This is a genomic window from Streptomyces sp. NPDC020807 (assembly GCF_040641575.1).
Classification (GTDB): domain Bacteria; phylum Actinomycetota; class Actinomycetes; order Streptomycetales; family Streptomycetaceae; genus Streptomyces.
In genome coordinates this window covers 513,267-527,758 of sequence record NZ_JBFADU010000002.1, presented here as the reverse complement: position 1 = coordinate 527,758, position 14,492 = coordinate 513,267, and the positions used below count along the sequence as shown (strand labels likewise).

At 72.9% G+C, this 14,492-nt stretch carries 15 protein-coding genes; 5 read left to right on the top strand and 10 right to left on the bottom strand.

Annotated features, from left to right (window positions below; genetic code table 11):
* The first annotated feature begins 23 nt into the window (after positions 1-23).
* Positions 24-719: a polysaccharide deacetylase family protein gene (locus AB0G79_RS05560; RefSeq protein WP_360800496.1), complete on the top strand. Its 696-nt coding sequence runs from the start codon at positions 24-26 to the stop codon at positions 717-719.
* Positions 720-726: 7 nt separating this feature from the next.
* Here AB0G79_RS05560 and AB0G79_RS05555 read toward each other — a convergent pair whose 3' ends face one another.
* A complete protein-coding gene (locus AB0G79_RS05555; protein ID WP_360800493.1) occupies positions 727-1,911 on the bottom strand; it encodes a glutathionylspermidine synthase family protein in 1,185 nt (394 codons plus the stop codon).
* Between the two features lie 24 nt (positions 1,912-1,935).
* Entirely contained in the window at positions 1,936-2,262 is a 327-nt protein-coding gene (locus tag AB0G79_RS05550) for a hypothetical protein (protein ID WP_360800491.1), read from the bottom strand.
* A 113-nt stretch (positions 2,263-2,375) separates the two neighbouring features.
* On the opposite strand from AB0G79_RS05550, the gene AB0G79_RS05545 reads away from it, so the two are divergent.
* On the top strand, positions 2,376-3,242 hold the full coding sequence (locus tag AB0G79_RS05545; protein ID WP_360800488.1) for a hypothetical protein: 867 nt from the start codon (positions 2,376-2,378) through the stop codon (positions 3,240-3,242).
* A 3-nt stretch (positions 3,243-3,245) separates the two neighbouring features.
* Here the strand turns inward: AB0G79_RS05545 and AB0G79_RS05540 are convergent, their stop codons facing one another.
* Complete coding sequence (locus AB0G79_RS05540; protein WP_360800485.1) at positions 3,246-4,646, bottom strand: PLP-dependent aminotransferase family protein; 1,401 nt, start codon at positions 4,644-4,646, stop codon at positions 3,246-3,248.
* Positions 4,647-4,692: 46 nt separating this feature from the next.
* Between AB0G79_RS05540 and AB0G79_RS05535 the strand changes: the two genes are divergently transcribed.
* Complete coding sequence (locus tag AB0G79_RS05535) at positions 4,693-5,199, top strand: carboxymuconolactone decarboxylase family protein (RefSeq protein ID WP_360800482.1); 507 nt, start codon at positions 4,693-4,695, stop codon at positions 5,197-5,199.
* The gene (locus AB0G79_RS05530) at positions 5,196-5,936 is read left to right on the top strand and encodes an isocitrate lyase/phosphoenolpyruvate mutase family protein (protein ID WP_360800479.1); all 741 of its coding nucleotides are present in this window, start codon (positions 5,196-5,198) and stop codon (positions 5,934-5,936) included. The genes AB0G79_RS05535 and AB0G79_RS05530 overlap by 4 nt, the downstream gene beginning before the upstream one ends.
* 53 nt (positions 5,937-5,989) lie before the next feature.
* Here the strand turns inward: AB0G79_RS05530 and AB0G79_RS05525 are convergent, their stop codons facing one another.
* The 6 genes from AB0G79_RS05525 to AB0G79_RS05500 form a co-directional block, all read right to left on the bottom strand.
* The gene (locus AB0G79_RS05525) at positions 5,990-6,952 is read right to left on the bottom strand and encodes a serine/arginine repetitive matrix protein 2 (RefSeq protein WP_360800477.1); all 963 of its coding nucleotides are present in this window, start codon (positions 6,950-6,952) and stop codon (positions 5,990-5,992) included.
* A 1-nt stretch (position 6,953) separates the two neighbouring features.
* Complete coding sequence (locus AB0G79_RS05520; protein ID WP_360800474.1) at positions 6,954-7,316, bottom strand: hypothetical protein; 363 nt, start codon at positions 7,314-7,316, stop codon at positions 6,954-6,956.
* Positions 7,309-9,096, bottom strand: coding sequence for a hypothetical protein (locus tag AB0G79_RS05515; protein WP_360800471.1), 1,788 nt, complete (start codon positions 9,094-9,096; stop codon positions 7,309-7,311). Before AB0G79_RS05515 ends, AB0G79_RS05520 begins: the two co-directional genes overlap by 8 nt.
* Positions 9,097-9,270: 174 nt before the next feature.
* Complete coding sequence (locus tag AB0G79_RS05510; RefSeq protein ID WP_360800468.1) at positions 9,271-10,260, bottom strand: malate dehydrogenase; 990 nt, start codon at positions 10,258-10,260, stop codon at positions 9,271-9,273.
* A gap of 360 nt (positions 10,261-10,620) precedes the next feature.
* A complete protein-coding gene (locus tag AB0G79_RS05505) occupies positions 10,621-11,031 on the bottom strand; it encodes a DUF3017 domain-containing protein (RefSeq protein WP_360800465.1) in 411 nt (136 codons plus the stop codon).
* A 19-nt stretch (positions 11,032-11,050) separates the two neighbouring features.
* Positions 11,051-11,911, bottom strand: a complete 861-nt coding sequence (locus tag AB0G79_RS05500) for a bifunctional methylenetetrahydrofolate dehydrogenase/methenyltetrahydrofolate cyclohydrolase (protein ID WP_360800462.1) — start codon at positions 11,909-11,911, stop codon at positions 11,051-11,053.
* A 248-nt stretch (positions 11,912-12,159) separates the two neighbouring features.
* Here AB0G79_RS05500 and AB0G79_RS05495 point away from each other — a divergent pair, with 248 nt between their 5' ends.
* Complete coding sequence (locus tag AB0G79_RS05495; RefSeq protein ID WP_360800460.1) at positions 12,160-12,906, top strand: RDD family protein; 747 nt, start codon at positions 12,160-12,162, stop codon at positions 12,904-12,906.
* Positions 12,907-13,011: 105 nt separating this feature from the next.
* On the opposite strand, the gene AB0G79_RS05490 is transcribed toward AB0G79_RS05495, so the two are convergent.
* A complete protein-coding gene (locus AB0G79_RS05490) occupies positions 13,012-14,433 on the bottom strand; it encodes a DUF2079 domain-containing protein (protein ID WP_360800608.1) in 1,422 nt (473 codons plus the stop codon).
* Positions 14,434-14,492 lie beyond the last annotated feature (59 nt).

The window sequence follows — 14,492 nt, the reverse complement described above, 5'->3', positions numbered from 1 at the left end:
GGTCTAGGCCAATGATGCTCGCCATGTCGAGACTCCGTCTGCGGCCCGCCCTGCGCGCCGCGCTCGCCGCCCTCGTCCCGCTCGCGCTGCTCGGCGCGTTCGCGGGGCCCGCCCACTCCGCCCCCGCGGCGGCCTGGCCCGAGCCCGTCCCGGTGGTCTCCCACGTCGAGACCGCCGACCCGGTCGTCTTCATCACCATCGACGACGGCTGGAACCACGACCCGGAGGCGGCGCGGCTGCTGCTCGACCGCCGGGTGCCCGCCTCGCTGTTCCTGCTCCCGGGCGCGTACTCGTACGACTCCGGCTACTTCCACACGCTGCTCGACCAGGGCCGCTCGCGCGTCGAGAACCACACCGTCAGCCACCCGGACCTGACCGCGCTCGACGCGGCCGGGCAGAAGGCGGAGGTGTGCGGGGCGCGCGACCAGCACCTCGCGCGGTTCGGCGACGGGCCCCGGCTGCTCCGGCCGCCGTACGGCACGTACGACGGGACGACCCGGACCACCGCGCGGCAGTGCGGGGCGAAGGCGCTGGTCACGTGGACGTACGACCTGACCACGTGGGGGTCCTGGACCCCGCCGGCGCCCGCCCTGAAGCCCGGCGACATCATCCTGCTGCACTTCAACGAGACGGTGGCGCAGGACCTGGAGCGGGCCCTGGACCTCGCCGAGGCGGCCGGGCTGAAGCCCGCGCCGCTGCGGGAGTACGTCGCCGAGTAGGCGGTCCTCAGAGAATCACGTGCGGGAGGAAGCGGGCGTACTCGTCGGTGACGGGCCCCGCCGACTCCCGGATGCCGAGCCCCGCCGCCTCGTCCTCGACGACCCACGCGCCGAGCACCACCCGGTTGCCGTCGAAGTCGGGCAGCGGGGCCAGCTCCTGGTAGCAGCAGGCCTCCCCGTCGCGGACGAACGGCTCCGTGCCGGCCTCGTGCAGCGTGACGCCCGCGCCCTCGCGGCCGAGCAGCGGCTTGGCGACCCAGCCCGTCGTCGAGGCGAGCTCGCGCGGGCCGTCGAGGTAGGCGGGGAGCAGGTTCGGATGACCCGGGTTGAGCTCCCACAGGATCGCGAGGAGCGCCTTGTTGGAGAGGAGCATCTTCCAGGCGGGCTCGATCCAGCAGGTGGTGCCGGTGCCGCCGCCGTTGTCGAGGGTGTCGAGGACGTGCGGGCCGAAGCGGTCGGTGACCAGCCACTCCCACGGGTAGAGCTTGAAGCAGCTGCGGATGAAGCGGAGCCGGTCGTCGACGAACCGGCCCGAGAGCCGGTCCCAGCCGATGCGCTCGACGGACAGCGCCTCCGTGTCGAGCCCTGCCTGCTGGGCGGTCTCGCGCAGGTACGCGACCGTCATCAGGTCCTCGCCGAGCTCGTCGGCGTCCGAGTGGGCGAAGTGGACCGGGCCGGGCGGCAGCAGGTGCGCCTGGCGCCTCCAGGCGTCGACGAGCCGCTCGTGGAGGGAGTTCCACTGGTCGGCGCCGGGGAACCGTTCCTCCATCCAGAACCACTGCGGGCTCGCGGCCTCCACGAGGGAGGTCGGCGTGTCGGCGTTGTACTCCAGCATCTTGGCCGGGCCCGTGCCGTCGTAGCGCAGGTCGAAGCGGCCGTAGAGGGAGGGGAGTTCGGCGCGGCGGTGCCAGGACTCGGAGACGCGGGAGACGATCCGGGCGTCGGTGATGCCGAGGTCGGCGAACCGGTTCTCCTCGACGATGTGCGCGGCGGCGGCGAGGCACAGCGCGTGCAGCTCCTCGACGACCTCCTCCAGCGCCTCGACCTCGGGGAGCGAGAAGGAGTAGTACGCGGACTCGTCCCAGTAGGGGCGCAGCGAACCGTCCGGGTAGCGGGTCAGGGGGTAGACGAGCCCCTGCTCCTCGACGGTCTCCTGCCAGCCGGGGCGGGGTTCGATCGTGTGGCGTTCCATGGTGCGCTGCCTGTGCCCGTCCGCTCAGCCGCCGCCGGAGCCGGAGCTCGAACAGCCGAAGCCGCCGGTGTCGACGGCCTGCTTGTCGAAGCTGCCGCCGGTGGCCACGTCCGTCACGGCGTTGCGACCGAGCGGCACCTGCTTCTCGACGGAGCCGCCGTAGTAGTACGCCCCCCGGTAGGTGGAGCCGCTGGAGCCGCTGGAGCCGCCGTCGCACTCGTAGCTGGGCAGCAGCTCACGGGTCGTGGTGTCCACGCACCGCCGGTCCGGCTCGGAGCCGCACGACGTGATCGTCGCGGCGAGCACGCCCATGCCGCCGAGCACGACCGTGCTCGACCTCAGTCTGCGCATCTTCGTCCCTCCCCTTCGCGGGCGTGTCCGTCGTGGCCACGACCGTCGCGACCGCACAGTGTAGGCCGGTGGTTTTCGGCCCCACGCCCTAGAGTCGTTTCGTGCTCTTGGGGATGGTTTGCGCTCTCGGTTCGGCCGTCTGCTTCGGCGTGGCCTCGGTTCTCCAGGCGGTGGCCGCGCGTGCGGCCGAGCCCGGGACGGGTGGCGGCGTCGACGTCGCCCTGTTGTGGCGGGCGCTGCGGCAGTGGCGGTATCTCGCCGGTCTCGGCCTGGACGTCCTCGGGTTCGGCCTCCAGGTCGTGGCATTGCGGACGCTGCCCATCTACGTGGTGGGCGCGGCGCTCGCCGCGAGCCTGGCCGTGACGGCGGTCGTCGCCTCCCGGCTGCTGCGGGTGCGGCTGAGCCGGGTGGAGTGGTGGGCGGTGGCGGTGGTCTGCGCGGGGCTGGCGATGCTGGCGCTCGCCTCGGGCGAGGAGGGGACGGATCCGGGCCCCGAGTGGCTGCGGTGGGCGCTGCTCGGGGCCGCCGGCGGGGTGCTGCTGGTCGGCGTGGCCGCGGGCCGCCTGCCGGAGAAGCCGCGCGCGCTGGTCCTGGGCCTCGGGGCGGGCTTCGGCTTCGGGGTGGTGGAGGTGGCGGTCCGGCTGATCGACGGCTTCGACCCGGCCGACCCGGTCTGGTACGCGCTCGCGCTCGGTGGCGGCGCGGCCTTCGCCCTGCTGACCTCCGCGCTCCAGCGCGGCTCGGTGACGACGGCCACGGCGGGCATGGTGCTCGGCGAGACGATCGGCCCCGCGCTGATCGGCGTGGTGTGGCTCGGCGACCGCACCCGCGAGGGCCTCGGCTGGCTCGCCGTCACCGGGTTCGCGGTGGCGGTGGCGGGCTCCCTGACCCTGGCCCGCTTCGGAGAGCCCCCGGAGACCCGGCCGGAGGACGAGACCCCGCGAGTGACGGGCGCGGGCCCGAGGCCGCAGTCGGGATAGCGGTCACGGCAGCACCCGGCACAAGGTCGTCAGCGCGCTCTGCCAGGCGCTGTCCGGCGGGGTGCCGTAGCCGACGACCAGGCCGTCCAGGGTCGACGGGGTCGTGGGGCGGCGGAAGCGGTCGAGGCCCTGGACGGCGAGGCCGTGCCAGGCCGCCGCGCGCAGGACGTCCTGTTCGGTGCCGGGCGGGAGGGTGAGGACGGCGTGGAGGCCGGCCGCGATGCCGCTGACCCGGGTGCGGGGCGAGTGCGCGGCCACCGCCGCCACCAGCTGGTCGCGGCGCCGCCGGTAGCGCAGCCGCATGGCCCGTACGTGCCGGTCGTACGCCCCCGATTCCAGGAACCGCGCGAACGCCAGCTGGTCCAGGGCGCTCGGCGCCTCCTTCGCCGCCACCACCTCGCCCACGAGCTCCTCCGGCACCACCGCCCATCCGAGGCGCAGCGCGGGTGCCAGGGACTTGCTGGCGGTGCCGAGGTAGACGACCCGGTCGGGGTCGAGGCCCTGGAGCGCGCCCACCCGCTGCCGGTCGTAGCGGAACTCGCCGTCGTAGTCGTCCTCCAGGACGAACCCGCCCGCCCCGCGCGCCCAGTCGACGACGGCGGCCCGCCGGTCCGGGGGCAGCGCGCCGCCCAGCGGGAACTGGTGCGCCGCCGTCATCAGGACGGCGCCGACCTTCCCGTACGCGCCGGGCTCCGTGGTCAGTTCCTCGACGCGCGTGCCGCGTGCGTCGAAGGGCAGGGCGGGGATGCCGAGCCCGGCGCGGGCCAGGAGGTCCGCGTGGACGTCGAGGCCGTACGACTCGACCGCCACGTCCCGGACGCCCCGGCTCCGCAGCACCTCCCCCATCAGCCGCAGGCCGTGGACGAAGCCCGAGCAGACCACGATGCGTTCGGGCCGGGCGTGCACGCCCCGCGCGCGGGCGAGGTACTCGGCGAGGGCGGTGCGCAGTTCGGGTCGGCCGCGCGGGTCGCCGTACCCGAAGGACTCGTTCGGGGCGGCGGCGAGCGCCTTGCGGTACGCCTTGAGCCACTCGGCGCGCGGGAAGGAGGCGAGGTCGGGGGTGCCCGGCGTGAGGTCGTGTGCGGGGCGGGGGCCCGGCGGCCGGGGCGGCCGGGCCGGGCGGGCGGCCGGCGGCGCGGGGCGGCGCTCGGCGACCCGCGTGCCCGAGCCCTGCCGGGCGGTCAGCCAGCCCTCGGCGACCAGCTCGGCGTAGGCGTCGGCGACGGTGTTGCGGGCCATGCCGAGGTCGGCGGCGAGCGACCGGGAGGACGGCAGCCGGCTGCCGGGCCCGAGCCGCCCGCCGCGCACGGCCTCCCGCAGGGCGTCCACGAGGCCCGCGCGCAGTCGCGTCCCGCGCAGCTCCAGGTGCAGGTCGGAACCGAAAGTGGCCCAGTCGTTCGCCATGAAAATGGACCATACCCCTGCGCCATCGCGCTCGTACGGTAGGGACATGACGATCACGGAGAAGACCGCCGCACCCACCGCGTACGCCCACGAGCACAGCCCCCGCCTCCCCATGGCCGAGCGCGTCCCCGACTTCTACCGCGCCATGCTCCGTCTGGAGGCCGCCGCCGCGAAGGACGTCGACCCGACCCTCTACCACCTGATCAAGATCCGGGCCTCGCAGCTCAACCACTGCGCCTTCTGCCTCGACATGCACACGAAGGACGCGCTCGCCGACGGCGAGACCGTCCAGCGGATCGTGCAGCTCGGCGCCTGGGAGGAGTCCCGGCACTTCTACACCGAGCGGGAGATCGCCGCGGTCGCGCTGACCGAGGCCGTCACCGTCCTCACCGACGGCTTCGTCCCCGACGAGGTGTACGCGAAGGCCGCCGAGCACTTCGACGAGACCGAGCTCGCCCGGGTCATCGCCGCGATCGTCACCATCAACGCCTGGAACCGCATCGCCGTGACGACCCGCATGGTCCCCGGCCACTACACCCCGAAGTCCGCGTGACCGCCGCCGCCCGGCTGCGGGCCCTCCACCGCGACCGGCCCGCCGCCGACGCCCCGCTCGTCCTGCCGGGGCCGTGGGACGCGATGAGCGCCCGCGCGTTCGAGGAGGCCGGCTTCCCGGCGCTGGCGACGCCGAGCGCCGCGATCGCCGCCTCCCTCGGGTACGCCGACGGGGCCACGCCGGCCGACGAGATGTTCGCGGCGGTCGGCCGGATCGTCCGCTCCGTCTCCGTCCCCGTCACGGCGGACCTGGAGGGCGGCTACGGCCTGCCTCCGGCCGAGTTCGTGGAGCGCGTACGGGAGTCGGGCGCGGTCGGCGTCAATCTGGAGGACAGCGACCGGCGGAACGGGCTCAGGGATCCGGAGGAGTTCGCGGAGTACCTCGCGGCGGTACGGGCGGCGGCGGGGCCCGGACTCTTCGTCAACGCGCGCGTGGACACGTACATCAGGGCCTCGCCGGACCCGCTGGCGGAGGCGGTCACCCGGTCCCTGCGCTACGCGGAGGCGGGCGCGGACTGCGTCTACCCGATCGCGGCCGCGCCCGCCGACCTCCCGGCCCTGCGCACCGCGCTCGGCGACCTGCCCGTCAACGCGCTCGCCACCCCCGACGGCCCGCCCTTCGCGGAGCTCGGTCGCCTGGGTGCCACCCGGATCACCTTCGGGGAGGGGCTGTTGCTGCGGGCCGCGGCGGACGTGTCGGCGACGGCGAGGGGCCTCTTCGCCACGGCGACCGCCTGAGGAGAGCGGAGGCCCGCCGGGGGTGGGCCTCCGCTCGTGTCCCCGTCCGGCTCTCAGTGCGCGCCCGGCGTGAAGAACCTCAGTGCCGTGTCGAGGAGTTCGCGCTGCTTCGGCCAGTCCTCCTCGGGCCCCGCCGCGAGGATCGCGTACTGGTTGCCGTCCTCGGCAGTGAAGGCGCGGTCGACGACCTTCCGCCGCCCGCCCTCGCGGTCGTAGACGTACACCAGCTCGACCGCGTCCGCCTCGCCCGCGACGGGCGCGAGGCCGAGCTCCTCGTAGCCCGGCTTGTTGGCCCTGCCGTCCTCGGAGACCCCGCGCAGGGCCTCGTGCGGCGTCAGGCCGGCTTCCTGGATGACGAAGACCTGGACCAGGCTCCGCCCGTCCGGGGAGTTGTAGAAGACGCCCTGGTCGGCGGGTTCCGTCCGGTTCCAGCCCTCGGGGACCGCGATCGTGAAGCCCTTGAGGTCCTTCTCGACCCGGTATCCGGGCGGCGGCGCGGACCCGTCCGACGGACGGCCCGAGGGCGTGCCCGACGGGTCCGAGGACGATTCCGAGGACGATTCGGAGGACGATTCGGAGGGCGGCTCCGAGGGCTCGTCCGTCGTCTCCGTGGGCGACGCGGACGTGGTCGGGTCCGGCGCCTGCGAGACGGAGACCGGCGGTCCCGCCGCCGGGGCGGGAGGACCGTCCTCGCCACCCCAGATCTGCCAGGCCCCCACCGACCCCGCGGCGAGCACGGCCGCCGCCAGGCCCGCCACCAGCACGGAACGGGTCCGCGCCCCCGAGGGCGGCGGCACGGACGCCGGGCCGCCGTCCCCGGGGCCGTACACCGGTGCGTACGGAGGAGTCGCGGGCAGCGGCGGGGGCGCGGGCGTCGGAGGTGTGGGAGGTGTCAGCGGCAGCGGTGGCGGGACGGGACCGTCGGCCCGGGGCACGAAGGGGACCCGGCCCGCTCCCCCGGCGACGGTCTCCCAGCTCTGCGTCTCGTCGTTCCAGCGGGCCCCCTGACCGCTCATCTCATCCTCCGAGGGCGCCGACGGCCTGCCCCAGGGCCACGCCCGAGGCGAGGATCCCGGCGACCGCGCCCGCGTCCGTGAGGGCGCGGCGCAGGGCCGAGAGGCGTCCGGTGCCCGCGCGGCCGGTGCCCTCGATCTCGTCCTCGGCGTCGGAGAGTTCGGCGTCGAGCGCGGCCGTCTGCTCGGAGGCGACGACGCCCCGCAGGTCGGCGCGGAACCGGCGGATGGCCTGGAGCAGCTCCTCCTGCTGGGGGTCGCGGGCCGGCTGGGCCCCCTGCACCGTGCTGGTGACGGTGTTGTTGTCGCCGATGGTGACGTTTCCGCCGGTGTTGGTGACGTGAATGCCGTCGCTGCGCTCAGCCACGGTCGCCTCCGCTCGTCGAAGTGGTGAAGGACTTGCTGGTGACGGTGTTGTGGTTGCCGACCGTCACGTTTCCCTTGGTGTTCTCGATGAACGTGCCGCCCTCGGCGACGTGCACGATCTTCTGCTCGAACTCGGCGGTCTCGTAACCGGCTTCGCGGAGCGCGACCGTGACCCCGTTGGCCACCCGGTCCTGCACGCTCTTCAGGTAGCGGCTGACGTCCATCTCCTGGAAGAGGGAGGCGTCGTCGTCCGAGCCGAGTTCACGCACCGAGAGCCACGGGCCCTCGGGCAGCGCGTGGGCGTGGCCCGCCGTGAGCACCCGCCAGAGGTGGGTGAGGGCGCGCGCGACGGTGACGAGGGCCCGGCCGAAGGAGTACGGGACCTGGCCGAGCGCCCAGACGGCCTTGCCGAAGTGGTGGTTGTGCCGGTACCGGTGCGCGATCCGGTCGGCGTGCCGGTAGAGCGGCTTCACGGGCCGCAGGACGTGCGGCGCGACCTCCAGCATGAGCATGCCGCCCTGGGTGTGGACGCGGACGAAGACCGTGGTGACGATCTCCTCGCCCCAGCCCCCGACACGGATGCGGAGGAAGTGGCGGCGGGTCTCGCCGCCCTCCTCGATGGAGCCCGCGCGGTGCGCCTCGAATCCCGCCGGGCCGTACGGGGCGGCCGAGCGGTCCGGCAGTCCGTCGACGGGCAGGAAGACGACCTCGTCGATCTCCATCTCGCGCAACCGGTCCCGCACGGCGGCCTGGAGCTGCGGCGAACCGTGCGAGGAGGGGACGCGCAGCGCCTGGAGGAGCGGGACGACGTGGCGCAGGACGGCGCTGTTGTCGAGGGGTTCGGGCGCCTTGCCGTCGAGGCTCTTCCTGGGACGCAGCTCGACGGAGAGCGACCAGGGCTCGTACGGGGTTCCGGCGCCGCAGAACGGGTCGTCGGAGCCATACATGACCAGCTGGGAGTGCTGCTCGGTCCGGATGCGGTCGCGCATCCGCCGGAAGCGGGCGCTTTCGGTGTTCTCGGCGGGGTCGGATCGCTGGTCGGGGAAGCGCTCGCGGGACAGCTCCTGGGTGAGGGCACGGGCGAACTGACCGCGCTGGGCGGCCACGGCCGCGGCCACGAGGAGCGGGACGGCGAGGGTGATCCACGCGGCGAGCGTGGCGCCGCCCGACGTTTCCTGGTTCAGGAGGTCCACGAAGAGGAGGAGGGTGTCGGAGCCCCAGTCGAAGGAGCTTCCGCCGGAACCGCCGTAGTCACCGAACCCGCTGCCGTAATCGCCGTAGTCGCTGTAGTCGTCCTCGTGCGCGTCGCCCGCGAACGCCACGGTGAGGAGGGTCAGCAGGGCCTGTACGAGCAGGAGCCGCCCGGACCACCGCAACAGGAAGGCGGGGACGGCCCGGTACAGGGGGGCCGTCGCGGACGTGCCGCGCACCCAGCGGGCGACGGTGAGCAGCAGGAAGGGGAGGACGAGGAAGTTGATCAGGCCCAGGGTGAGCGGGAGCGCGACGAACCAGAGGGCCAGTACGCCGACGGCCCAGGCGAGTTCGACGCGGCGCGCGCGCAGGGCGTGGGCGAGGACGCGGCTCGCGTCGAAACCGAGGGACGGCGCGGCGAAGCGCTCCTCGTGGACGTACAGCTGGTCGATGACCGCGTCGCGGAATCCGTCGTCGAGGTACGTGCCGGCGCAGAGCAGCCGGGTCGCCTCGCTGGTGGCCGGTAAGCGCCGCGGGTCGGCCGCCGCGGGCGGGCCGCTCGGCTGATGAGGTACGGACGGATGCGCCAAGATTCCCCCGATTGTCCGGAACTTTCCCTGGTCACAGCCCAGTTGACCGTGACCGGTGGGACAGCATAGGGGAGCCGGGACGGGTGCCCGAAACGGAAAAACGACGCCCCCGGTCCGTACGGTCGGTCGTACGGGCCGGGGGCGCCGGGATTTGTGCGGGGGTCAGCCCGTCGCTCAGATGAGGCCGAGCTCGCGGACCGCGTCGCGCTCCTCCGACAGCTCCTGGACGGAGGCGTCGATGCGGGCGCGGGAGAAGTCGTTGATCTCCAGGCCCTGGACGATCTCGTACTTGCCGTCCTTGCAGGTGACGGGGAAGGAGGAGATCAGGCCCTCCGGAACGCCGTAGGAGCCGTCCGACGGGACGCCCATGGAGGTCCAGTCGCCCTCGGCGGTGCCGTTGACCCACGTGTGCACGTGGTCGATGGCGGCGTTGGCGGCCGAGGCGGCGGAGGAGGCGCCACGGGCGTCGATGATCGCCGCGCCGCGCTTGGCGACGGTCGGGATGAAGGTGTCCGACAGCCACGCCTCGTCGTTCACGACCTCGGCGGCGTTCTTGCCGGCGATCTCCGCGTGGAAGATGTCCGGGTACTGGGTCGCGGAGTGGTTGCCCCAGATGGTCAGGCGCTTGATGTCCGTGACCGAGGAGCCGGTCTTCTGGGCCAGCTGCGTCAGCGCGCGGTTGTGGTCCAGGCGGGTCATCGCGGTGAAGCGCTCGGCCGGGACGCCCTTGGCGGCAGACTGGGCGATCAGGGCGTTGGTGTTGGCCGGGTTGCCGACGACGAGGATCTTGACGTCGTCCGCGGCGTGGGCGGCGATGGCCTCGCCCTGCGGCTTGAAGATGCCGCCGTTGGCGGCGAGCAGGTCGCCGCGCTCCATGCCCGGGCCACGCGGGCGGGCGCCCACGAGCAGACCGATGTTGGCACCCTCGAAGCCCTGGTTCGGGTTGTCGAAGATGTCGATGCCCTTGAGCAGCGGGAAGGCACAGTCGTCGAGCTCCATGGCGGTGCCCTCGGCGGCCTTGACGCCCTGCGGGATCTCGAGGAGGCGGAGCTTGACCGGCACGTCCGCGCCGAGCAGGTGGCCGGAGGCGATGCGGAAGAGCAGCGCGTAGCCGATCTGGCCGGCCGCGCCGGTCACGGTGACATTCACGGGAGTGCGGGTCATGGCGATCTCCGTAAGACAGCTGGCGGTGGGGGTCCCTGCCCCAGAATCTGGATAGCCCTTTGATCGATCGGTGTCTCGACGTGAAGAGATATCCAGCGGTCAGGCTATCGGACCCGGACCCCTACCGACCCCCGACCCCTTGTGGTCCGGCTCACTGCCACCCGTCCGAGTCAGGACGGAAGGTGAGGGGGATCTGCGGCGAGGATGCGGAGACGAGGTGGCGGAATGGTCACTTCCGTGCCACAGCGGGTCGTCGGAGCTTGATCGAAATTGGCACGTACATGACCCTTGAGGACGGCAACGCCCGCCCTCCCACGGGGGAGAGGGCGGGCGTTGCTCACGTTCCCGCGCGCGGGGCGGTCACGTCACCGTGAGGTGCAGGATGTCCTCGAGGAACGGAATCCGCACCCAGGGCCCCGGCTGCACCATGAGCGCGAGCAGCACGATCAGGCCGCCCATGGTCCCGTACGTGATCACGTCGGTGAACCGGGACCGTACGGCCAGCATCCCCGTCCTGGGCAGCACCCGGCGCAGCACGGCTCCGAGGAGCAGCGCCGCCCCGACCAGGATCGTGCCGATCCGGAAGGACTGCGGGAACGGGTCGAACCCCACGACGGCGAGACCGACGCCCGCGATCACGAGGACGGTCAGCAGGGGCCACTGACGCGCGGGCGCGGAGGCGTCGCCGGGCGCCGCCCGGCCCCCGCCCTCGGGGCGCGCGGTGTCGGTGGTGACGGTGGGCGGCCGCCGCGCCGCCCGCTTCGAGGCCATGGACTCAGACCCTCGGAGTTCAGACGGCCTCGGCCGCGCGCTCGGCGGCCTCGACGACGTTCACGAGGAGCTGGGCGCGGGTCATCGGGCCGACACCGCCGGGGTTCGGCGAGATCCAGCCGGCCACCTCGGCGACGTCGGGGTGGACGTCACCGAGGATCTTGCCCTCGGCGTTGCGCGAGACGCCGACGTCGAGGACGGCGGCGCCCGGCTTCACGTCCTCCGGCTTGATCAGGTGCGGGACGCCGGCGGCCGCGACGATGATGTCCGCGTTCCGCAGGTGGGCGGAGAGGTCGCGGGTGCCGGTGTGGCACTGGGTCACCGTCGCGTTCTCGGAGCGGCGGGTGAGGATGAGCGGCATCGGGCGGCCGATGGTGACACCGCGCCCGACGACCACGACCTCGGCGCCGTTGATCTCCACGCCGTGCGCGCGGAGCAGCGTGATGACGCCGTTGGGGGTGCAGGGCAGCGGCGCGGGCTCGTTCAGCACGAGGCGGCCGAGGTTGGTCGGGTGCAGGCCGTCCGCGTCCTTGGCCGGGTCCATCAGCTCCAGGATGCGGTTCTCGTCGATGCCCTTGGGCAGCGGGAGTTGGACGATGTAGCCGGTGCAGGTCGGGTCCTCGTTGAGCTCCCGCACGACCGCCTCGATCTCCTCCTGCGTGGCGGTGCCGGGCAGTTCGCGCTGGATGGACGCGATGCCCACCTGGGCGCAGTCGCGGTGCTTGCCCGCCACGTACTTCTGGCTGGCCGGGTCGTCACCGACCAGGACGGTGCCCAGCCCGGGCGTGATGCCCCGCTCCTTGAGGGCCGCCACACGGACGGTCAGATCGGACTTGATCGCGGCTGCGGTGGCCTTGCCATCGAGAATCTGGGCGCTCATGGAGACATCCTCCCGGATGACCCCCGCCTTGTTCCAATTCGACGTCATCGGACGACCCGTCATACGGAACGAAAGATTGCACTTGCACAACTCCCCCGCATACCGACTGGACAAGCGGTCGGCGGTACGACGACGATGACCGCGCAGAACCGCGGAAAGTGCCGGGGGGACATCCGCTCAGATGCCATGAAACTCCTCCGCGCCCGTCCGCGACGTCCCCGCACGGAAATCCACGGAGGAACTCCCCGATGAGCTTCGGCGACTCGAACAACCCCTACGGCCAGCCGCAGGGCCAGGGCCAGCAGCCCGGTTACGGCTACCCGCAGCAGGCCCCGCAGGGCGTGCCGCCGCAGCAGGGCTACGGCTACCCGCAGCAGCAGCCGGGCGCGTACCCGCCGCCCGCCCCGGGCACCCTCCAGGCCAACAACGGCTACATCAACCTGTACGGCCTCGGCACCGTCAAGATCGGCACGATGGGCCTGCGCTTCGCCGCCCGCCTGATCGACGGTGTCGCCATCGGCGCCATCTACTGGATCCTGGGCGCCATCGGCCTCGCCGGCGCCCTGGGCGTCGGCAGCGCGGCCGCGTCCAGCATCGAGGACTGCAACGGGATGGACCCGCTGTCCCCGGCGTACGAGGCCTGCGTGAACAAGGCCGCCGAGGACGCCGGTGCGGCCGCCGGCGGCATCATCGCCGCCCTCTTCGGCGTCCTCCTCATCCTGGGCATCGCCACGATGCTCTACGAGTGGCTGATGGTCGCCTTCGTCGGCGCCACCCTCGGCAAGATGGCCGTGGGCCTGCGGGTCGTCAAGGAGGCCACCGGTGCCAAGCCCGGCCTCGGCGGCAGCTTCATCCGCTGGATCATCCCCATGGCCGGCTCGCTCCTCTGCGGCCTCGGCCAGATCCTGGTCTACCTGTCCCCGTTCTTCGACAACTCGGGCAAGCTCCAGGGCTGGCACGACCGTGCCGCCGGCACGATCGTCATCAAGAAGTAACGCTTCGGCGGGGGACTCCCGGGGGCTTCCCCGGGTCTTCCCCCGCACACGCCGAAGGCCGTCCGGCACCTCGCCGGACGGCCTTCGGCCTTTTCGCGCGCACGATCAGACCCTCTTGAGCACCGCGAACCCCTCCGAGCGGTGCGTGATCCTGTACTGCGCCTCCGGGTGCAACTGCGAAGCCAGCTGCTCCGGATCCGTGATCTGCTGCGACCATCCGCGCAGGTCGAAGGCCAGGTAGTCCGGCGTGGCCCCCTTCGAGGTGCCGACCCAGTAGACCCGGTGGTCCGCCGTGAGGTGCGCGAGGAGCGAGACGTCGGCCTCGACGCTGACGCCGTCCGGCACCGCCTCGACCGCCGCCCGCGCCTGCTCGGCCCGGGCGTCCGTGCGGTACGTCTCCGGCTTGGTCAGCTCCCGCAGCGGGAGGTTCACGGCGAGGACGAGCGCGACGGCCGTGGCGACCGGGACGACGACCTTCCCGTACGCGGCGAGCCAGGCGTGCGGGGACGTGCGCACCGACCGGACCGCGTCCACGAGGGCCAGGAAGACCACCGGCATGAGGATCGCGCTGTAGTGCCAGTGCATGCCCCAGTGGTTGGGGTCCTGGGAGAGGAAGCGCCAGCCGAGGGTCGGCAGGACGAGCAGGATCAGCGGGGAGCGCAGGGCGAGGAAGCCGGTGATGGCGAGCAGGAAGAGGACCATCTCCCAGCGCTCGCCGGAGCCGAGGGCGTCCACGATCACCTGCCCGAAGGAGGTGTCGGCGCCCTGGCCGGTCTTCTCGATCTTGGACCAGTAGTCGTACTGGCCGAGCTTGCTCGCCGCCGGGATCAGGACGAGGACCGTGAGGGCGAAGGCGCCGACGCCGAAGGCCGCGAGGGCGGCGCCCAGCTTCTTCTGACCCTTGAGGAAGAGGACCGCGCCGACCATGGCGACGGTGAGCCCCATGTCCTCCTTGACGAGGACGAGCGGCGCGGACCAGGCGACGGCCGCCGTCCACCGCCCGAGGATCAGGGCCCGGCAGGTCAGGGCGAGCAGCGGGACGGCGAAGGCGATCTCGTGGAAGTCGGACTTCACGGCCTCCTGGAGCCCCCAGGACAGCCCGTACGCGACCGTCAGACCGATCCCGACGGCCCTGCTGCCCAGGACCTGCTGGGCGGTGCGGCCGACGACGACGGCCGAGGCGGCGAAGAGCGCGGCCTGGCCGAAGAGCAGGGAGACCGGCGAGGGCCAGATCCAGTAGAGCGGCGCGAGGAGCGCGGTGACCGGGCTGAAGTGGTCGCCGAGGATGGGGAAGCCGGGGCCCTTGATGTCGACGACCGGGGCGCGGAACTCGGCGTACGCCCTGACCGACTCCCCGAAGATGCCGAGGTCCCAGGACGGGGTGCGGAAGTGCGTGTACTGCACCCAGGAGTAGAGGAAGTACAGGCCGCAGAGGACGACCGCGACGATCACGTACGGACGTATCGGCGCCGGGGAGAGCCCGTCCGACGGCTCCGCTTCGGCGGTTTCCGCGGCGGGTCTGTTCAGTACGTCCAACACCACGACTCCCACTACCTGCGCTGCCCGCGCTGTCTGTGCTGCCTGCG